Source organism: Pseudomonas sp. R28(2017), assembly GCF_002112505.1.
GTDB lineage: Bacteria > Pseudomonadota > Gammaproteobacteria > Pseudomonadales > Pseudomonadaceae > Aquipseudomonas.
This window is the reverse complement of record NZ_NEHW01000019.1, coordinates 45968-63981: the sequence shown is the minus strand read 5'-3', so window position 1 is coordinate 63981 and position 18014 is coordinate 45968. Positions and strand designations below refer to the sequence as shown.

General features: G+C 65.1%; 19 protein-coding genes and 1 pseudogene. 14 read left to right on the top strand and 6 right to left on the bottom strand.

Annotated features, from left to right (window positions below; all coding sequences use genetic code 11):
- Positions 1–187: 187 nt before the first annotated feature.
- Entirely contained in the window at positions 188–445 is a 258-nt protein-coding gene (locus CAF78_RS25220) for a hypothetical protein (protein ID WP_143515116.1), read from the top strand.
- A gap of 7 nt (positions 446–452) precedes the next feature.
- Here CAF78_RS25220 and CAF78_RS25215 read toward each other — a convergent pair whose 3' ends face one another.
- Complete coding sequence (locus CAF78_RS25215) at positions 453–1094, bottom strand: VIT1/CCC1 transporter family protein (RefSeq protein ID WP_085679414.1); 642 nt, start codon at positions 1092–1094, stop codon at positions 453–455.
- 26 nt (positions 1095–1120) lie between these two features.
- Positions 1121–1333: a hypothetical protein gene (locus CAF78_RS25210; protein WP_085679411.1), complete on the bottom strand. Its 213-nt coding sequence runs from the start codon at positions 1331–1333 to the stop codon at positions 1121–1123.
- A gap of 260 nt (positions 1334–1593) precedes the next feature.
- Between CAF78_RS25210 and CAF78_RS29150 the strand changes: the two genes are divergently transcribed.
- From CAF78_RS29150 to CAF78_RS25195, 4 genes are all read left to right on the top strand, one after another.
- Positions 1594–1674, top strand: a complete 81-nt coding sequence (locus CAF78_RS29150; protein WP_371856880.1) for a DUF6708 domain-containing protein — start codon at positions 1594–1596, stop codon at positions 1672–1674.
- A 294-nt stretch (positions 1675–1968) separates the two neighbouring features.
- Positions 1969–2220 carry a hypothetical protein gene (locus tag CAF78_RS25205; RefSeq protein ID WP_085679408.1) on the top strand — a complete coding sequence of 84 codons (252 nt, stop codon included), beginning with the start codon at positions 1969–1971 and terminating at the stop codon, positions 2218–2220.
- A gap of 78 nt (positions 2221–2298) precedes the next feature.
- Positions 2299–2682: a VOC family protein gene (locus CAF78_RS25200; protein ID WP_085679405.1), complete on the top strand. Its 384-nt coding sequence runs from the start codon at positions 2299–2301 to the stop codon at positions 2680–2682.
- A gap of 105 nt (positions 2683–2787) precedes the next feature.
- Positions 2788–3507, top strand: a complete 720-nt coding sequence (locus CAF78_RS25195; protein ID WP_085679402.1) for a TorF family putative porin — start codon at positions 2788–2790, stop codon at positions 3505–3507.
- Positions 3508–3573: 66 nt separating this feature from the next.
- On the opposite strand, the pseudogene CAF78_RS29145 reads toward CAF78_RS25195, so the two are convergent.
- Positions 3574–4142: pseudogene (locus tag CAF78_RS29145) on the bottom strand (EamA family transporter); the annotation flags it as partial.
- 124 nt (positions 4143–4266) lie between these two features.
- Here CAF78_RS29145 and CAF78_RS25185 point away from each other — a divergent pair.
- Positions 4267–4908 (top strand): cupin domain-containing protein, encoded by a 642-nt coding sequence (locus CAF78_RS25185; protein ID WP_085679399.1) that lies wholly within the window; start codon positions 4267–4269, stop codon positions 4906–4908.
- A 529-nt stretch (positions 4909–5437) separates the two neighbouring features.
- Here CAF78_RS25185 and CAF78_RS25175 read toward each other — a convergent pair.
- On the bottom strand, positions 5438–6325 hold the full coding sequence (locus CAF78_RS25175) for a LysR family transcriptional regulator (RefSeq protein WP_085679394.1): 888 nt from the start codon (positions 6323–6325) through the stop codon (positions 5438–5440).
- Between the two features lie 126 nt (positions 6326–6451).
- On the opposite strand from CAF78_RS25175, the gene CAF78_RS25170 reads away from it, so the two are divergent.
- The 8 genes from CAF78_RS25170 (at position 6452) to dctM (ending at position 15080) form a co-directional block, all read left to right on the top strand.
- Positions 6452–7291 carry a MaoC family dehydratase N-terminal domain-containing protein gene (locus tag CAF78_RS25170; RefSeq protein WP_085679391.1) on the top strand — a complete coding sequence of 280 codons (840 nt, stop codon included), beginning with the start codon at positions 6452–6454 and terminating at the stop codon, positions 7289–7291.
- Positions 7292–7313: 22 nt separating this feature from the next.
- Positions 7314–8477, top strand: a complete 1164-nt coding sequence (locus tag CAF78_RS25165) for an acyl-CoA dehydrogenase family protein (RefSeq protein WP_085679387.1) — start codon at positions 7314–7316, stop codon at positions 8475–8477.
- Positions 8478–8487: 10 nt separating this feature from the next.
- Positions 8488–9837: an MmgE/PrpD family protein gene (locus tag CAF78_RS25160; protein WP_085679384.1), complete on the top strand. Its 1350-nt coding sequence runs from the start codon at positions 8488–8490 to the stop codon at positions 9835–9837.
- A gap of 18 nt (positions 9838–9855) precedes the next feature.
- On the top strand, positions 9856–11055 hold the full coding sequence (locus tag CAF78_RS25155) for a CaiB/BaiF CoA-transferase family protein (RefSeq protein ID WP_085679381.1): 1200 nt from the start codon (positions 9856–9858) through the stop codon (positions 11053–11055).
- The gene (locus CAF78_RS25150; protein WP_085679378.1) at positions 11052–11870 is read left to right on the top strand and encodes a CoA ester lyase; all 819 of its coding nucleotides are present in this window, start codon (positions 11052–11054) and stop codon (positions 11868–11870) included. Before CAF78_RS25155 ends, CAF78_RS25150 begins: the two co-directional genes overlap by 4 nt.
- 225 nt (positions 11871–12095) lie before the next feature.
- Positions 12096–13094 carry a TRAP transporter substrate-binding protein gene (locus tag CAF78_RS25145; RefSeq protein ID WP_085679375.1) on the top strand — a complete coding sequence of 333 codons (999 nt, stop codon included), beginning with the start codon at positions 12096–12098 and terminating at the stop codon, positions 13092–13094.
- 70 nt (positions 13095–13164) lie between these two features.
- On the top strand, positions 13165–13797 hold the full coding sequence (locus tag CAF78_RS25140) for a TRAP transporter small permease (protein ID WP_085679372.1): 633 nt from the start codon (positions 13165–13167) through the stop codon (positions 13795–13797).
- Positions 13797–15080, top strand: a complete 1284-nt coding sequence (dctM, locus tag CAF78_RS25135) for a C4-dicarboxylate TRAP transporter large permease protein DctM (protein ID WP_085679369.1) — start codon at positions 13797–13799, stop codon at positions 15078–15080. The genes CAF78_RS25140 and dctM overlap by 1 nt, the downstream gene beginning before the upstream one ends.
- Positions 15081–15230: 150 nt before the next feature.
- On the opposite strand, the gene CAF78_RS25130 is transcribed toward dctM, so the two are convergent.
- Together CAF78_RS25130 and ggt are read right to left on the bottom strand one after the other, a co-directional pair.
- Positions 15231–16112, bottom strand: a complete 882-nt coding sequence (locus CAF78_RS25130; protein WP_085679366.1) for a LysR substrate-binding domain-containing protein — start codon at positions 16110–16112, stop codon at positions 15231–15233.
- A gap of 70 nt (positions 16113–16182) precedes the next feature.
- Positions 16183–17985 (bottom strand): gamma-glutamyltransferase, encoded by a 1803-nt coding sequence (gene ggt, locus CAF78_RS25125; protein ID WP_085679363.1) that lies wholly within the window; start codon positions 17983–17985, stop codon positions 16183–16185.
- Positions 17986–18014 lie beyond the last annotated feature (29 nt).

Below are 18014 nucleotides of genomic sequence, written 5' to 3'. Positions count from 1 at the left end.
GAGAAAAGAGTGTGCGATAAGGGTAGCAAAGGCGCCATTTTCGACCACTGTCGTACATTGGATTTCAACGCACTAATGGCAACTAGGCTTACTGCCTTTAAATCTAAATCGCCTATCGAAACGGAACTGTACTTAACGTGTACTGCCCCCCTTTTCGGTAACTAACCCAGCCAACAGGAGGCCCACCATGGCAACTTCAAGAGCCTGGCGTTTTTGCCTGGCCGTACTGTTGTGCGCCACCACGTTACAAAGTTGGGCGGCGGTTACCGACCGCGCCGAACGGCGCCAGCAAGCCCGCGAAGTGCGCCAGGAAACCCGCCAAGGCGCGCGTCAGACCAAACAGGACTGCCGCCATGCCGACCAGAAAAGCAACGCCGGCTGCCGTCAGGACAAACGCCACACCAAACAACAAGGCCGTGAACGCGCCAGGGACATAAAGTACTGACCCTGCATCAGCCACCCAGGGCGATGATGGCCAGGATCAGTGCGACCCCGACCAGCGTCATGATCACGCCGGTGAGTACACCGCGCCCTCCGGAGTAGCGCGCCAATAGCCAGCCGGCCAAGAACAGCATGGCCAGGGCGACCAGGTTCGAGACCCGGATGGCAGTGCCGGTGTGCGCGATCAGCAGGAACGGGATCACCAGTGGGAAAGTCGCCAGCACCACCAGCAGAAAGGTCGCCAGTGCCGCCTTGAAGTCCTGCAGGCCAAGCCGCGCGGGCAGCGGTTGCTGGCCGTTGCGCAACAGGTGGATCCTCAGCAGCTCCAGGCCGTTCTCATCCACCACTTCGCCAATGCGCGCCGGCAGCGCATCGGCGATCAGCTGGCGCCCTTCGCGGCCGTTCTCGTCAGCCAGTAGCCGGGCCAGCAAGGTGCGGCTGCGGGTACGTTCGGTCCAGGTGCGCAGCAGGTAGATCACCGCATCGGCCAGGCCCCAGGCCAGGTTGCAGCCAAAAGCCGCGATCAGCATCAGCCGGGCATCTTCCCGGCCGGCCGTGGCCACGCTCAGCGAGCCGGTGAAGGTAGTGGCCATCAGCAGCCCGAACATCACTTCGGTAATGCGATCGATGGGTTCCAGTGCACGTCCACTCATACGCGGCCCCTCGGGGTTGGTCTGAACTAACGGATGCCCTGTTTCAAACGCGCATGTTGCGCAGTCCAGTACTTCAACGTTTCCGGCGGCAACGGATGAGGCGCATCGACTCGCTCTGCCAATTTGCTGGCAAAGTTATGCGCTGCATCCTGAGTGGGAAAGGTGAACGTCATGCCACAGGCATGCACCAGCCAGCTTGGCCGTCCCTGTACGCTGGCCTGTTCGATAAGAAAGTTCATGTTGCGCTCCTGCGGGCAGGTAAAGCGCCACGGCAATGTTTTTCCAGCGTAGCGCAACTGCACGGCTGCTCAACTAACCAATCATCATCAGGCGCCGTTTGAAATTCACTTTGCATCTACCGGGGGCGTCCCTTGCCAGATACCTTGGCGCAACGCCAAGAGAAAATCGGCCCATTCAGGGTCTTTCGCGCATCCAGTTCCAACGTCCCCGCTGCCACCTCGATTTCCACTAGCGCCATCCTCGCGGCGTCGTCCCGTACATTCGCATGGACATAGAGTGCCCCCGCGACGAACCCATACGCTTCATCAGGAAGCGCAAAAAAGTCTACTTCTATCAATAAAGATTCGACCGACTCCACCCCCTTGGGAAAAGACCTGCCTAATCCACGGCAAAAACGTCATGAAAGCCAGCCTCCATGTAGACAGGGCCGCTATGCGGCCCATCGCCGGTAAACCAGCTCCCACAGACTTCTCGCAAGCTTCGGCATCCAGAAAGAACGGTGTGAAAGAGTGCGGGTTCAAGACTTGCATCACCCTCAATAGTCACTATCGACAACACCAATTTCTACCGATCGCCAGCAATCAATAACCTAGCTCCATCGATTCCCACCGCCCGAATCCTGGAGCTTCCCCCGATGAACACCACGGCCCGCCTGCTGCTCGCTGCCCTCTCCGTCACCGCGATCGCCGTGCTCACCGGTTGCGCCAGCCACCCGGAACTGCGCCCCTACACCGCAGAAGAAACCCGCCAGCTGCAACTCGAATCCATCCAGCGCCAGGGCCTGTCGCTGGACGAATACGAACTGCGCAAGCGCGTCATCGAACGCTCCGCGAGCCAACAGGTGGTCACCGATGTCGCCGAAGCCCGGCCTGCAATCAAAGGCTGAGTTGAAAGACCGGCTCAGCGCACTATCATGGCCCTGCCCGGACTGATCGCCGTCAGTCCCTGTCACTGAGGCTGGCCAATGATCGATCACCTGGACCACCTGGTCCTCACCACCACCGACATCGATGCCTGCACCGACTTCTACACCCGTGTGCTGGGCATGCAGCTGGAAACCTTCGGCAACAACCGCCTGGCACTGCGCTACGGCAACCAGAAAATCAATATCCATATCCGCGGCCATGAGTTCGAGCCCAAGGCGCATCTGCCGGTACCTGGCGCCCTGGATCTGTGCTTCATCAGCAAGGTCGGCCTGGAACAAGTGATCGCTCACCTGCAGAAGGTGCAATGGCCCATCATCGAAGGCCCCGTTGCCCGCACGGGTGCAACCGGCCCGATCCGCTCGGTGTACGTACGTGACCCTGACCTGAACCTGATCGAAATCGCCGAACCAATCGGGGCATGAACTGCCCTCGACCAATGGTCGAGTAATGGCCACCTTCAGTAGCCACCCGGCAACCGACACAGGTATCCTCGGCCGCTCAAGAGCAAGCCTTCCAGGACGGTGACCATGACCAGGCCCCTTCTGTTGCTGACTGCGGCCCTCCTCTCGAGCCCGGCACTGCACGCGCAACAGATCCAGCGCCAACTGGGCGATTTCGACTTCACCCTCGGCACCACCCCCTCGCGCAGCATGGCCCAGGGGTTGATCTCGCCAAGTGCGGTGGGCGCCTTCCACGGCGGCCTCGACCTCAGCCACCCCAGCGGCTGGTACCTCGGCCAGTACGCGCCGAGCATGGGCGTGACGCCCGATTCCACCCTGCGCCTGGACAGCTACACCGGCTACAAGCACCACTTCGACAGCACCCTGGGCTACGAAGTGGGCCTGATCCACTACAGCCAGCCGAACATCGCCGGCCCCGACAGCTACGCCCTGTACGGCGGCATTTCGGTGCTTGGCAGCCGCTTTGGCGGCGCCTGGCGCGACAACCCGGACAACCACACCGGCACCCTGTTCGCCGACTTCGGCCACTTGCCGTTGTTCGATGTCGACCTGACCGTCAAGCTTGCCCACCACCGCCTGGGTACCCCGTTCACCATCGGCGACGGCAGCCAGATCAGCGGGTTTTCCGACTGGTCGCTGGAGCTGTCGCGGCCCTGGCTGGGCATCGACCTCAACCTGATCTACAGCAACTCCGACCTCAGCGGCAGCGGCTGCGACGCCTATGCCGGCATCAACACCTATTGCGAAAGCATGGTCACCCTCAAGGCCCAGCGCAGCTTCTTCTGACCGGCACGATCACCTACGTCAGGCCCGGGCACACCGGGCCTGTTGACAGGTTTTTGCCTTCGAACAACTGCGAAGGAAGTTGCCGGCGGTGTCGGCCAGTGGATTGGGCGAGCCTTTACCCAGCAGCGAATAGGCGCCCCAGGCCACACCGGAAGCCGCCATCACCAGGGCACTGAGCAGCAGTGGCGCTTCTGCGCCAGGCAACAGCAGCAGGACCAGGCCGGCGAAAGCGATCAGCATGCCCAGCAGAGTGCGTGCGCTGAGGCCTTCGCCCTTGAACCAGGCGAAGGCGAACATGGTGATCTGCACGGCACCGAACAACAGCAAGGCACCGACGCCGGCACCCAGTTGGAGGTAGGCCACGGAAAACAGGTAGGCATAAAGGTACAGCGCAAGCCCGCCCTTCCAGCTGCCACCAATGGCCATGCCCGGCTTGCGCAGGCGACGAGCAAGAGCAGAAACGCCGCCCCGCTGGCCAGGCGCACCACGGTGAACGACTCGGCATCGATCGCCCCATCGCGCAGGGCCAGGCGGCAGAACACCGAGTTGGCGGCGAAGGCCACAAGGCTGAACAGGGCCGGCCATAGCCAGGTTTTGTTGCCTTGACCGGCGATGGCGGTGCTGCGGACACTCATGGTGTGGACACCTCTGAGATGGAAATTCTTGTTTGTCGGTGTTTTAGAAGCTTTATCGATACCTGACAACAGCTGATCATAAGAGGGCTGGTACCGCCCCCCCTTCAATACCCGGAAAACCGCCATGCTCCCGGACCGCCTGAACGCCGACCTGTCCCTGCCCGCCATCATGCACGGTGCCGACCTGCCCTGGCTGGCCAGCCCCCTGCCCGGCGTAGAGCGCCGCCCGCTGTTTCGCATTGGCGGCGAAAAGGCCCGCGCCACCAGCCTGGTGCGCTATGCCCCCGGTAGCCATTTCAGCGCCCACCAGCACCCTGGCGGCGAAGAATTCCTGGTATTGGCAGGTGTGTTCGAGGATGAGCGCGGCCAGTACCCGGCGGGCAGCTATGTCCGCAATCCACCCGGTAGCGCGCACGCGCCAAGGTCTGGGGAGGGCTGCACGATCTTCGTCCGCCTGCAGCAGTTTCATCCTGAAGATGACCAGCAGCTCGTCGCTACCTTATCAGCGCAAGGCGACCAGTTGCTGTTTTCGAATGCACATGAACAGGTTCATCTGAAGCACCTGCAACCCGGTGCTTCTGTCTGCCTGGACAACCGGCGCGGACTGGAATGCCTGCTTCTGCAAGGCAGCCTGGCCAGCGCGGACTTCAGCCTTCAGCCCCTGAGCTGGATGCGCCTGCCGGCAGGCACGCCCTTGCAAGCCAGCGCCGGCGCTCAGGGGGCTCGTCTCTGGATCAAGGACGCACCACTTACCCTGGGACTCTGATCAAGTACTGTACGCCTCGCCAAGAGCCACTCACGAAACGCCTGCAACTTCGCCAACCCTGCTCTTGCTCTTGCTCTTGCTCTTGCTCTTGCTCTTGCTCTTGCTCTTGCTCTTGCTCTTGCTCTTGCTCTTGCTCTTGCTCTTGCTCTTGCTTTGGCTTTGGCTTCTAAGCGCGCGATAGTTCAGGCGACGCAGAGTGCGACTTCAGGAGGCCGAACGCAGGCGCCTGGAGGGCCAGGGTGCGCAGCACCCCTTCGGCGCAGCCGAAGGCGCGAGATGTAGACTTGCGCAGCAAGTTGTAGGCCCCAACCTGGGGCCCAGCGCTTGACGGGCATCCATGCCCGTCACCTCCCTCCGCAAGACCTGCGTTCGGCCTCCTGAAGTCGCAATTTGCGTCGCCTGAACTACCGCGCGCTTAGAAGCCAAAGCCAAAGCCAAAGCAAGAGCAAGAGCAAGAGCAAGAGCAAGAGCAAGAGCAAGAGCAAGAGCAAGAGCAAGCGCAAGCAAGAAACGGCCAGCGCCGCTGATATCAAGCTTCTGGCATCAACGTCGCAATCAACGCCCGCACCGTCCCCGGCAACGCCTCCAGTTCACGCACCAGAATGCTGCGTTCGCGCACCGCCCATGGCTCATCCAGGCTGATGGTCACCAGCTCCATGGTCTGGCTGTGCCGCAGCGCCGCCGACTCGGGGATGATGCCGATGCCCACCCCCGCCTCCACCAGCCGGCAGATCGCCTCGAAGCTGGACAGCTGAATGCGCAGTGACAGGTTCAGGCCCATGCGTTCCACATGGTCGCGCAGGAAGCTCAGCAAGGTGCTGCCGTCGTGCAAGCCGATATGCTGAAAGGCCAAGGTCTGCTTCAACGACACCGTCTTGCGGCCCGCCAGTTCATGGCCCGCCGGCACGATCAGCACCAGGCGGTCGGTGCTGAAGTGCATCACCTGCAAGCCGCTGGCCTCCACCGGCCCGGCGATGATGCCCATGTCGCTGCTGCCATCGAGCACACCGCGCACGATGTCCCGCGACAGGCGCTCCTGCAGGCCGACGGTCACTCCGGGGCGCTTGGCCATGAAACCGGCCAGCACTTCCGGCAGGAACTCGGTGACCGCCGTGGTGTTGGCGAAGATGCGGATATGCCCGGCCAGGTCGGTGCCGAACTGGGTGAACTCGGCTTTCAGGTAATCGACCTGGCGCATGATCAGGCGGGCATGCATCAGCAACTTGTGCCCCGCCGGTGTCAGCTCGACGCCCCGGCTGTCACGGTACAGCAGACGGGTATCGAGCTGGGCCTCCAGCGCCTTGATCCGCGCACTGGCCGCAGCCGGCGAGAGGAACGCCCGGCGCGCGCCCTGGGTCAGGCTTGGCGATTCGCCGATATGGATGAAAAGCCGCAGGTCTGCCAGGTCGAAATGCATGGGGAGGTCCAGTCGTGGCGGTGGCGTTCAGCATACATGAACGCCGCCTTACACAAATGCAAATTCACAGAATGCCGGGCGCCTCGCATGATCGGCCCATAACAACAAATGCAGAGGCCCCTGGTTATGACTGCTTCCCACCCGCCCATCGACTACAGCGCCTGGATCGGCCGCACCGAAGAGGCCGTCGATGAGCTCAGCCGCAACCTGATCAAGCGCATCGCCGCCACCTTCGGTGAAACCGCACCCGCCGTCGGCCAACCGCTGCCCCCGCTGTGGATGTGGTGCTTCTTCCAGGAACCGCTGGCCGAATCGCAACTGGGCGCGGATGGCCACCCGGCACGCGGCGGCTTCCTGCCCCCGGCCGACAACCGCAACCGCATGTGGGCCGGCGGCCGGGTCGAGTTCATCGCCCCGCTCACCGTCGGCGCCGAGGCCCATCGCCTGTCGACCATCCTGCACATCGAAGAAAAGCACGGCCGTACCGGCGCCCTGCTGTTCGTCACCGTACGCCACGACTACTCGCAGCACGGCCAGCTGTGCGTGCGCGAAGAGCAGGATATCGTCTACCGCGAACCCAACCCGCCCAAGCTCGGCAGCGCCCCGGCCGAGGCGCCGGCCGACTGGCGCGAGGCGGTCACGCCGACGCCGACCCTGCTGTTCCGTTACTCCGCCGTCACCTTCAACGGCCACCGCATCCACTACGACTTCCCCTACGTCAGCGACACCGAGGGCTACGCCGGCCTGGTGGTGCACGGCCCGATGATCGCCACCTTGAACCTGCGTGCGTTCATCCGCGCCAACCCCGGCAAGCACGTGCGCCACTTCGCCTACCGCGGCGTGCGCCCACTGACCGTGCCAACCCCGTTCGAAGTGGCCGGGCGCATCAGCGCACCGGGCCAGGCCCAGCTGTGGGCCGGCAATGCCGACGGCGTGGCGCAGAGCGCCGACGTGCTATTCGACTGATACCAGACAGGGAACACCCCGCATGCATACGTACGACAGCGATGACCTCAATGCCATCCGCGAAGGCGTGCGCGCCTTGTGCGCCGAGTTCGACGCCAGCTACTGGCGCAAGATCGATGAACAGAAAGGCTTCCCGGAAGCCTTCGTCAAGGCCATGACCGACGCCGGCTGGCTGTCGGCGATGATCCCCGAAGAATATGGCGGCTCGGGCCTGGGCCTGGCCGAGGCCTCGGTGATCCTCGAAGAGGTGAACGCCTGCGGTGGCAACTCCGGCACCGTGCACGGGCAGATGTACAACATGTTCACCCTGCTGCGCCACGGCAGCGAGGAACAGAAGCGCCACTACCTGCCCAAGCTCGCCAGCGGCGAACTGCGCCTGCAGTCGATGGGCGTGACCGAGCCCACCACCGGCACCGACACCACCAAGATCAAGACCACCGCCGTGCGCCAGGGCGATAAATACCTGATCAATGGCCAGAAGGTATGGATCTCGCGCATCCAGCACTCGGACCTGATGATCCTGCTGGCGCGCACCACGCCCTTGCCAGAGGTGAAGAAAAAGTCCGAAGGCATGTCGATCTTCCTGGTCGACCTGCGCGAAGCCATCGGCAACGGCCTGACCGTGCAGCCGATCGCCAACATGGTCAACCACGAGACCAACGAGCTGTTCTTCGACAACCTCGAACTGCCAGCCAGCAGCCTGATCGGCGAGGAAGGCAAAGGCTTCCGCTACATCCTCGACGGCCTCAATGCCGAGCGCACGCTGATCGCCGCCGAGTGCATCGGTGACGGCCGCTGGTTCGTCGAAAAAGCCAGCGCCTACGCCCGCGACCGCTTGGTGTTCGGCCGCCCGATCGGGCAGAACCAGGGCGTGCAGTTCCCCATCGCCGAAGCCCATATCGAGCTCGAGGCCGCCGACCTGATGCGCTGGCGCGCTTGCGCCGAGTACGACAGCGGGCAGAACGCCGGGGCCAGCGCCAACATGGCCAAGTACCTGGCGGCCAAGGCCTCGTGGGAGGCGGCCAATGCCTGCCTGCAGACCCACGGTGGCTTCGGCTTTGCCTGCGAATACGACGTCGAGCGCAAGTTCCGCGAAACCCGCCTGTACCAGGTGGCGCCGATCTCCACCAACCTGATCCTGTCCTACGTGGCCGAGCACCTGCTCGAGCTGCCACGCAGCTTCTGAGGGCCTGAACATGCAGCATACCCAAGCCCTGGCGGGCTTCCTCGCCGACCTGCAGTACGCCCACATCCCCGGCCCTGTGCTGGCCCGCACCGAAGACCTGTTCCTCGACTGGCTCGGCTCGGCCCTGGCCAGCCAGGGCGCGCACCCGATCCCGCTGTTCGAGCGCTACGCCGAGCGCATGGGCCCCGCCCAAGGCAGCGCCCGCGTACTGACCAGTGGGCGTACCTCGTCACCCTACTTCGCCGCGCTGGTCAATGGCGCGGCCTCGCACCTGGTCGAACAGGACGACCTGCACAACAGCTCGGTGCTGCACCCGGCCACGGTGGTGTTTTCCGCCGTGCTGGCAGCAGCACAGGACCTTGGCAAGTCCGGCCAGGAACTGTTGCTGGCCGCGGTCGCCGGTTACGAAGCGGGCATCCGCATCGGTGAATTCCTTGGCCGTTCGCATTACCGCATCTTCCACACCACCGCCACCGTCGGCACCCTGGCCGCCGCCGTGGGCGTCGGCAAGTTGTTGGGCTTCGACAAGGAACAGTTCATCAACCTGCTCGGCAGCGCCGGCACCCAGGCCGCCGGGCTTTGGGAATTCCTGCGCGACGCCGCCGACTCGAAGCAGCTGCACACGGCCAAGGCCGCCGCCGATGGCCTGCTCGCTGCCTACCTGACCGCCGATGGCCTGACCGGCGCGCGCAATATCCTCGAAGGCGACCAGGGCCTGGCCGCCGGCATGTCCAGCGATGCCGACCCGGCGCGCCTGAGCGACCGCCTGGGCACGCGCTGGGCGCTGGTGGAAACTTCGTTCAAGTTCCACGCCTCGTGCCGCCATACCCACCCTGCGGCCGATGCACTGCTGCACCTGATGCAACGCGAAGGCCTGACGCATGAGCAGATCGCCAAGGTGGTCACCCGCGTGCACCAGGGCGCCATCGATGTACTGGGCCGGGTCACCACGCCCACCACCGTGCACCAGGCCAAGTTCTCCATGGGCACCGTGCTCGGCCTGATCGCCGTGCATGGCAGCGCGCAGCTCATCGAATTCCGCGACCTGGCGTTGACCGACCCACGGGTCGCTGCCTTGCGCGACAAGGTGCAGATGCAACTGGACCCTGAAGTGGACGCCGCCTACCCGGCCCGCTGGCTGGGCCGGGTCGAGGTCACCTGCAGCGACGGCCGCCATTTCAGCGCCGCCATTGATGAGCCCAAGGGCGACCCTGGCAACACCCTTTCGCGCCCGGAGCTGGAAGCCAAGTTCCAGCGCCTGCTGGCCTATTCCGGCGCCCGCAGCCCGGCCCAGGGCCAGGCCTTGATCGAGCAGGTCTGGCAGCTGCGCGATGCGCGCTCGCTGGCCGCACTGCACTGATGATGAACAGGTGACCCCATGACGCAAACCGCACCCCGCCCGCTGGACGGCATCACCGTCGTCAGCCTGGAGCATGCCATCGCAGCGCCCTTCTGCACCCGCCAGCTGGCCGACCTAGGCGCCCGCGTGATCAAGGTCGAACGGCCTGGCAGTGGCGACTTCGCCCGTGGCTACGACCAGCGCGTCGACGGCCTGGCCTCGCACTTCGTGTGGACCAACCGCTCCAAGGAAAGCCTCACCCTCGACCTCAAGCAGCAGGCCGCCGACGGCATCCTCGACGCCCTGCTGGCCAAGGCCGACGTGCTCGTGCAAAACCTCGCGCCCGGTGCGGCGGCACGCATGGGCCTGTCGTTCGAACGCCTGCACGCGCGATTCCCACGGTTGATCGTGTGCGACATCTCCGGCTACGGCGCGGGCGGCCCTTATGAAAAGAAGAAGGCCTACGACCTGCTGATACAGAGCGAGGGCGGTTTCCTCTCGGTGACCGGCGGCCCCGGTGACGAGGAGATGGCCAAGGCCGGCTGCTCGATCGCCGACATCGCCGCCGGCATGTATGCCTACACCGGTGTGCTGTCGGCGCTGCTGCTGCGCGACAAGACCGGCCTGGGCAGCCGCATCGATGTGTCGATGCTGGAAAGCCTGGTGGAATGGATGGGCTACCCGATGTACTACGCCTACGACGGCGCACCGCCACCGCCGCGCGCCGGCGCCTCGCACTCGACCATCTACCCGTACGGGCCGTTCCCCACCGGCGGTGGCGGCACGATCATGCTCGGCCTGCAGAACGAACGGGAATGGGCGCTGTTCTGCGAGAAGGTGCTGCTCGACCCGGCGCTGGCCAGCGACGACCGCTTCAGCGCCAACTTCAAGCGTTCGGAAAACCGCGAGGTGCTGCGCCAGATCATCGTCGACGGGTTCGCCAGCCTGTCGCTGGACGAGGTGGTGGCGCGCCTGGAAGACGCACAGATCGCCAACGCCCGGGTCAACGACATGCACGGCGTGTGGCAGCACCCGCAGCTGCAGGCCCGCGACAGCTGGCGCGAAGTGGACAGCCCGGCCGGCAAGTTGCCCTCGCTGCTGCCACCGGGGCGCAATGCTGCCTTCACCCCACGCATGGACGCCGTGCCGGCGCTGGGGCAGCACACCGAGGGCATCCTCGCGGAACTGGGCCTGACCGCCGAACAGCGCGCCAGCCTGGCCGCAGGAGGCGTTGTATGAACCGGGTGCGCTCCGCACTGTTTGTGCCTGGCAGCCGGCCCGAGCGATTCGCCAAGGCCCTGGCGGCGGGTGCCGATGGGGTGATCGTCGACTTCGAGGATGCCGTCGAGGAAGCGCTGAAGCCCCAGGCCCGCGACAACCTGGCGGCTTTTCTGCAGGCCACGCCGCAGGCCTCGGTATGGGTGCGGGTCAATGCCCCGCAGCACCCGCAGCACGCCGCCGACCTGGCCTTTTGCGCGCAGCAGCCGGGGGTCGCCGGGCTGCTGTTGCCCAAGGTGGAGAATGCCGCCCAAGTGGCGGTCGCCTGGCACGGCGGCAAGCCGGTGTGGCCCATCATCGAGAGTGCCAAGGGCTTGCTGGCGCTGGCGCAGATTGCAGCGGCAGAAGGCGTCGAGCGCTTGTCGTTCGGCAGCCTCGACCTGGCGCTGGACCTGGGCTTGAACACCGAGAGCGAGGCGGCCCGGCAGTTTCTCGACCAGGCGCGCATGGCGGTGCAACTGCATTCGCGGGGGGCCGACCTGCTGCCGCCGCTGGATGGCGTGTTCCCGGCCATCGCCGATGCCGAGGGGCTGCAACGGGCCATGCGCCATGCCTATGACATGGGCTACGGCGGGGCGTTGTGCATTCATCCGCAGCAGGTGGCGGTGATTCATGCAGCGCTGGCGCCGAGTGCCGAGGAGCTGGCCTGGGCGCGGCGGGTGCTGGCGGCCAGCGAGGCGGCCAATGGCGCCGGGGCCTTCCAGCTCGATGGGCAGATGGTCGATGCGCCGGTGGTGTTGCGGGCGCAGCGGTTGCTGGCAGGGCATCTCGACTGAACATTCCGGCCTCTTCGCGGGCACGCCCGCTCCCACAGGGACACCACAGCTCTCAAGCCCTGTGCAGTACCTGTGGGAGCGGGCGTGCCCGCGAAGAGGCCGGTACAGGTGACGGTGTTAAGCAAACCCGAACGCTGGGTTATACAAATGCTGATTCTCCACACGCAGCCCGTTGGTCCATCTTTACTCCACTCCTCCTACAACAATAAATCAGAGGTGACACCGATGTTGAAGCTGACCCAGGCGCTGTTCTGCGCCGCCGCAGTGTCCATGGCCGGCCTGGCCCAGGCCGCCGACCCGATTGTCATCAAGTTCGCCCACGTGGTGGCCGACAGCACGCCCAAGGGCCAGGGCGCGCTGATGTTCCAGAAACGGGTCGCCGACGACCCGCAGCTCAAGGACAAGGTCAAGGTCGAGGTCTACCCCAACTCCTCGCTGTTCGGCGACGGCAAGGAAATGGAAGCCCTGCTGCTCGGTGACGTGCAGATGCTGGCGCCGTCACTGGCCAAGTTCGAGCACTACAACAAGCAGGTGCAGATCTTCGACCTGCCGTTCCTGTTCAACGACCTGGCCGCCGTCGACCGCTTCCAGCAAGGCCCGCAAGGCAAGGCGCTGCTGACCTCGATGGAAGACAAGGGCATCCGTGGCCTGGCCTACTGGCACAACGGCCTCAAGCAGCTGTCGGCGAACAAGAAGGTGATCCTGCCCAAGGACGCCCGTGGCCTGAAATACCGCGTGCAGGCCTCCAGCGTGCTGGAAGAGCAGTTCAAGGCGATCCGCGCCAACCCGCGCAAGATGAGCTTCGCCGAGGTCTACCAGGGCCTGCAGACCGGCACCGTCAACGGCACCGAAAACACCTGGTCGAACTACGAAAGCCAGAAGGTCAACGAGGTGCAGCCGTTCTTCACCGAGACCAACCACGGCCTGATCGACTACATGGTGATCACCAACGCCAAGTTCTGGAACGGCCTGCCGCAAGACGTGCGGGGCGAGCTGCAGAAGATCATGGACGACGTCACCGTCGAGGTGAACAAGCAGGCCGAAGCCCTCAACCAGACTTCCCGACAGAAGATCATCGACGCCAAGACCAGCGAAATCGACGCGCTGACCGCCGAGCAGCGCGCGCAATGGCGCGAAGCCATGCGCCCGGTGTGGGAGAAATTCTCCGACCAGATCGGCGCCGACCTGATCAAGGCCGCCGACGACGCCAACAAGGCCTCCTGACCCTTCATGCGCCCTGCCCGGGCCACCCGCTCCACGGGTGGCCTGCCCTCTCTCTGTCTGGAGAATTCCTATGCAATCGCTCAGGCGTGTCTGGGAGCACTTCGAGGAAGGCATGATCGCCTTTCTCCTGGCGGCCATGACCTTGGTGACCTTCCTCTACGTGGCACTGAACAACCTCTACACGATGTTCTACACGCTCAGTGACCACTGGGCATTCGCCAGCGACCTGCTGCTTGGCATCGGCGACCACCTGATGGCCTACGCCCAGGAAATGACCTGGAGCATCGCCCTGACCAAGGCCCTGTTCGGCTGGCTGATCTTCTTCGGCATCGCCTACGGCGTGCGTACTGCCGGCCACCTCGGCGTCGACGTGCTGGTTCGGCGTACCCGCAAGCCGGTGCAACGGGTGCTGGCAATGATCGCCTGTGCCTGCTGCCTGGCCTATGCCGGGCTGTTCCTGGTGGCGAGCATCAAGTGGGTGAGCGCGGTGCTGGTGGCCGGCATCGGCGCCGAAGACCTGGACCGCTACGGCATCAAGGTCGGCCATATCGCGCTGATCGTGCCGCTGGGCTTCGCCCTGGTGATCGTCCGCTACCTGGAAATCCTCTACCGCCTGTTCACCCACCGCCAGTACGGCCTGGGCCTGGCCGACGAGGCCGCCGAAGCCAGCAAGCTGGCCAACCCCGGTGAGGAGCACCACTGATGACGGTTATCTGCCTGTTCCTGCTGCTGTTCGTATTCATGTTCCTCGGCGTGCCGATCGCCATCTCGCTGGGCCTGTCGGGGGCGCTGTCGATCCTGCTGTTCAGCCAGGATTCGCTGAGCTCGCTGGCGATCAAGCTGTTCGAGACCTCCGACAGCTACACCTTCCTGGCCATCCCGTTCTTCCTGCTGTCGGGCGCGTTCATGACCACCGGTGGCGTGGCCCAGCGCCTGATCGACTTCGCCAACGCCTGTGTCGGGCATATCCGAGGTGGCCTGGCCATTGCCGCGGTGCTGGCGTGCATGCTGTTCGCCGCGTTGTCGGGTTCGTCGCCGGCCACTGTCGCCGCCGTCGGCTCGATTGCCGTGGCCGGCATGGTGCGCTCCGGCTACCCACGCGAGTTCGGCGCCGGGATCATCTGCAACGCCGGTACCCTGGGCATCCTGATCCCGCCGTCGATCGTCATGGTGGTGTACTCGGCGGCCACCGAAACCTCGGTCGGCAAGCTGTTCATGGCCGGCGTGGTGCCTGGGATACTGCTCGGCGTGTTTCTGATGATCGCGATCTACATCGTCGCCCGCATCAAGAAGCTGCCGGCCCAGCCACGGGCCAGCTTCGCCGAATGGCTGGGCACTGCCCGGCGTGCCTTCTGGGGCCTGTTGCTGCTGGTGATCATCCTCGGCGGCATCTACAGCGGCATGTTCACCCCCACCGAAGCGGCGGCCGTGGCGGCGGTGTACTCGGCGTTCATCGCGCTGTTCGTGTACAAGGACATGCGCCTGCGTGACTGCCCGAAAGTGCTGCTGGAGTCGGGCCGGCTGACCATCATGCTGCTGTTCATCATCGCCAACGCCATGCTCTTCGCCCATGTGCTGACCACCGAGCAGATCCCCCAGCAGATCACCCAGTGGGTGATGTCCGAGGGCCTGACGCCGATCGGCTTCCTGATCATGGTCAACATCGTGCTGCTGGTGGCTGGCAGCTTCATGGAGCCGTCGGCGATCATCCTGATCCTGGCGCCGATCTTCTTCCCGATCGCCATGAAGCTGGGCATCGATCCGATTCACCTGGGCATCGTGATGGTGGTGAACATGGAGATCGGCCTGGTGCACCCACCGGTGGGGCTGAACCTGTTCGTCACCTCGGCGGTGACCGGGCTGACCCTGGGGCAGACGATCCGCGCGGCGCTGCCATGGCTGTCGATCCTGCTGCTGTTCCTGGTGCTGGTGACCTACGTGCCGTTCATTTCGCTGGCACTGCCGGAGTGGCTCGGCATGCCGTAGTCATCGACCTGAAATGCTGACCCTGTGGGAGCGGGCGCGCCCGCGAAGCAGGCACCGCGGTGTATGGCACCGGCTGTGCCGGTGTTCGCGGCGGTTCGACGCCTCGATAAACCCGCTCCCACAGGGATTATGCAAGCTTGGGAAGTTGGGTCAGATTCCACCTGCCGCAAGCAACTGCGACATCACCCCTGCCAGGTCCTTGACCATCGCATCCGCCGTCGGCTTGTGCACGATGACGATCTCGTAGCTGTCCACCTCCGGCAAGCCCTGCGCCTGCCCCAGCACCCGGTGTTCACCGGTGGCCGCCCGGGGCGGCAGCAGGCTGATGCCCATGCCGTCGGCCACCGCCGCCTGGATGCCACTGAGGCTGGAACTGGTGAAGCTGATGCGCCAGCGCCGGCCCATGCCTTCGATGGCACTGATCATGTCTTCGCGGTACAGCCCGCGCGGCGGGAAGGTTACCAGCGGGATCGGGTCGAGCTCGAAGGCTGGCAGGCGCGCGCTGTCGATCCACTGCAGGCGCTCGGGCCAGCAGGCCACCCCCTCGCGGCTGTTGCGCCGCTGCTTGAGCAGCACCAAGTCGAGCTCACCGTTGTCGTAGGCCTGGCTGAGGTCGCGGCACAGGCCGCTGGTGACTTCCAGCTTGACCTGCGGGTGCAGGCGGCTGAACGCCGACAGCGCATTGGTGGTGCGCCCGCCGACGAAGTCCTCGGGCACGCCCAGGCGCACGGTGACCCCGACCATGGCCCCAGCCAGGGCTTCGAGCATCTGGTCGTTCAGCGCCAGCATGTGCCGGGCGTAACCGAGCAGGGTCTGGCCGGCGTCGGTCGGCAGCACGTCGCGGTTGCCGCGCACCAGCAGGCGGTGGCCGACCATGTCTTCGAGGCGGCGCACCTTCTGGCTGATGGTCGACTGGGTCGAGTGCAGGCGTGCGGCGGCCGTGGTGAAGCTGCCGCAATCGGCCACCACGACAATGGCGCGCAACAGGTCGAGGTCGAACAGGGCTCTATTCGATTTAACGCTGATGGACATCTGGGTATTCAACGACTGAATGACAAGACTGACTTCTACCACGCGAACCCTGGCCCGGCAATGCGCCGGGCTAGTCGCCGAGCGCCACCCCCTCGCGCCGTGGGTCGGCGCCACCGGCCCAACCCTCGGGGGTGCGCTGGATGATCTGCAGGCCACTGGTCATGGTCAGCGGCGTGACCTCATGGCCCCAGGCAGCCAGCTGGCGGGTCAGTGCCGGGCTGACCAGCCCGGCCTCCACTTCGGTGCCGGCGTTGCGGCTGCCGAAATTGGGCAGGTTGGCCGCCTGTTGCGGGTCGAGGTGCCAGTCCAGCAGGCCGATCAACGCCTTGTTCACGTAGCCGATGATCTGCGAGCCACCGGGGGAGCCGAGGCTTGCCACCAGCTCGCCAGAGGCACGCGAGAACACCAGGGTTGGCGCCATCGCCGACAGTGGGCGCTTGCCCGGCTGCACCCGGTTGGCCACGGGCTTGCCGTTTTCCGCGGGCAGGAAGGAAAAGTCGGTCAGATGGTTGTTCAGCAGGAATCCGCCGACCATCAGGTGCGAACCGAACGCCGACTCGACGGATGTGGTCATGGCCAGGGCCTGGCCGCTGTCGTCGACGGCTGACAAGTGCGAGGTGGAAATCCGCAGCGGCGAGCGGTCCGGCGCCAGCGCCAGGTTGGCACCTTGCGGGGTGCCCGGGCGGGCATGTTTCATGCTGTACTCGCCGACCCGCCTGGCGCGTTCGGCGAGGTAGCCCGGGTCGAGCAGCGCCTTGACCGGCACCGGCACGTAATCGCTATCGGCCAGGTACAGGGCGCGGTCGGCGTAGGCCAGGCGCTCGGCTTCGGCCATCAGGTGCACGGCCTGCGGCGCGGGTTCGAGCCCCACCACGGAGGGCACCTGATGCGGCGGCAGTTTGGCCAGGTCGCGCTCCGCCGAGGTGTGCTGCAGGGCGTCGAGAATGCCCAAGGTCTGCAACACGGTCACCCCGCCGGACGACGGTGGCGGCATGCCGCAAATCTTCCAGGCCTTGTATGGGCCACAGACCGGTTCGCGCACTTTGGCCTGGTAACCCTGCAAATCCTCCAGTGACAACTGCCCGGCATTGGTGTGGTGACGCACTTCAGCCACCATGGCTTCGGCAATCTCGCCCTTGTAGAAAGCATCGACGCCCTGCTCTGCAATGCGTTCGAAGGTCTGTGCGAGCGCAGGGTTGCGCAGGATCGTGCCGACGGCCAGCGGCTCGCCCCGGTCATCCAGGAAATAGCGCGCCATGGCCGGCGAGCGGGCGATGAAGGGGTCGCCGGCCACCAGCGTATGCAGCCGTTCGGAAACCGCAAAACCATTGCGCGCCAGGGCGATGGCTGGCGCGAACAAATCCTTCCACGGCAGTTTGCCGTGCTGATCATGGGCCAGCTTCAGCGCCCGCAGCACGCCCGGCACCCCCACCGAGCGCCCGCCGATCTGCGCTGCGCGAAACGGCATGGGCGACCCGTCCGCTTGCAGGAACAACCTTTCCGTCACCCCGGCCGGTGCGGCTTCACGGCCGTCGAAGGCCTGCACGCGCTGGCCGTCCCAGTACAGGATGAATGCGCCGCCGCCAATGCCGCTGGATTGCGGTTCGACCAGGGTCAGCACCATCTGCATGGCGATCGCCGCATCGATGGCGCTGCCACCGGCACGCAGCATTGCCCGCCCGGCCTCGCTGGCCAGGGGGTTGGCAGCGGCGACCATGTGCCGGTTGGCGTGCACCGGCTGCAGGGCGCTGCGGTAGCCGGATTCCAGCTCTGGTGATGTGGGGAGTATCTGGTCAGCCCAGGTCGTGGCGCTGGCGGTAGTCAGGCACAGGGCGGTGATCAGGGTTTTCAGGAATGAGAGGGGGCGGGGCATTGGCGTGCGTCCTTTCGGGTGTTCGCCGA

Coding starts and splice junctions, on each gene's coding strand:
- CAF78_RS25205 (WP_085679408.1), top strand. CDS start 1,969: ATGAACACCACGGCCCGCCTGCTGCTCGCTGCCCTCTCCGTCACCGCG.
- CAF78_RS25150 (WP_085679378.1), top strand. CDS start 11,052: ATGAACCGGGTGCGCTCCGCACTGTTTGTGCCTGGCAGCCGGCCCGAG.
- dctM (WP_085679369.1), top strand. CDS start 13,797: ATGACGGTTATCTGCCTGTTCCTGCTGCTGTTCGTATTCATGTTCCTC.
- ggt (WP_085679363.1), bottom strand. CDS start 17,985: ATGCCCCGCCCCCTCTCATTCCTGAAAACCCTGATCACCGCCCTGTGC.
- CAF78_RS25145 (WP_085679375.1), top strand. CDS start 12,096: ATGTTGAAGCTGACCCAGGCGCTGTTCTGCGCCGCCGCAGTGTCCATG.
- CAF78_RS25195 (WP_085679402.1), top strand. CDS start 2,788: ATGACCAGGCCCCTTCTGTTGCTGACTGCGGCCCTCCTCTCGAGCCCG.
- CAF78_RS25210 (WP_085679411.1), bottom strand. CDS start 1,333: ATGAACTTTCTTATCGAACAGGCCAGCGTACAGGGACGGCCAAGCTGG.
- CAF78_RS25165 (WP_085679387.1), top strand. CDS start 7,314: ATGCATACGTACGACAGCGATGACCTCAATGCCATCCGCGAAGGCGTG.
- CAF78_RS25155 (WP_085679381.1), top strand. CDS start 9,856: ATGACGCAAACCGCACCCCGCCCGCTGGACGGCATCACCGTCGTCAGC.
- CAF78_RS25185 (WP_085679399.1), top strand. CDS start 4,267: ATGCTCCCGGACCGCCTGAACGCCGACCTGTCCCTGCCCGCCATCATG.
- CAF78_RS25170 (WP_085679391.1), top strand. CDS start 6,452: ATGACTGCTTCCCACCCGCCCATCGACTACAGCGCCTGGATCGGCCGC.
- CAF78_RS25215 (WP_085679414.1), bottom strand. CDS start 1,094: ATGAGTGGACGTGCACTGGAACCCATCGATCGCATTACCGAAGTGATG.
- CAF78_RS25220 (WP_143515116.1), top strand. CDS start 188: ATGGCAACTTCAAGAGCCTGGCGTTTTTGCCTGGCCGTACTGTTGTGC.
- CAF78_RS25160 (WP_085679384.1), top strand. CDS start 8,488: ATGCAGCATACCCAAGCCCTGGCGGGCTTCCTCGCCGACCTGCAGTAC.
- CAF78_RS25130 (WP_085679366.1), bottom strand. CDS start 16,112: ATGTCCATCAGCGTTAAATCGAATAGAGCCCTGTTCGACCTCGACCTG.
- CAF78_RS25175 (WP_085679394.1), bottom strand. CDS start 6,325: ATGCATTTCGACCTGGCAGACCTGCGGCTTTTCATCCATATCGGCGAA.
- CAF78_RS25140 (WP_085679372.1), top strand. CDS start 13,165: ATGCAATCGCTCAGGCGTGTCTGGGAGCACTTCGAGGAAGGCATGATC.
- CAF78_RS25200 (WP_085679405.1), top strand. CDS start 2,299: ATGATCGATCACCTGGACCACCTGGTCCTCACCACCACCGACATCGAT.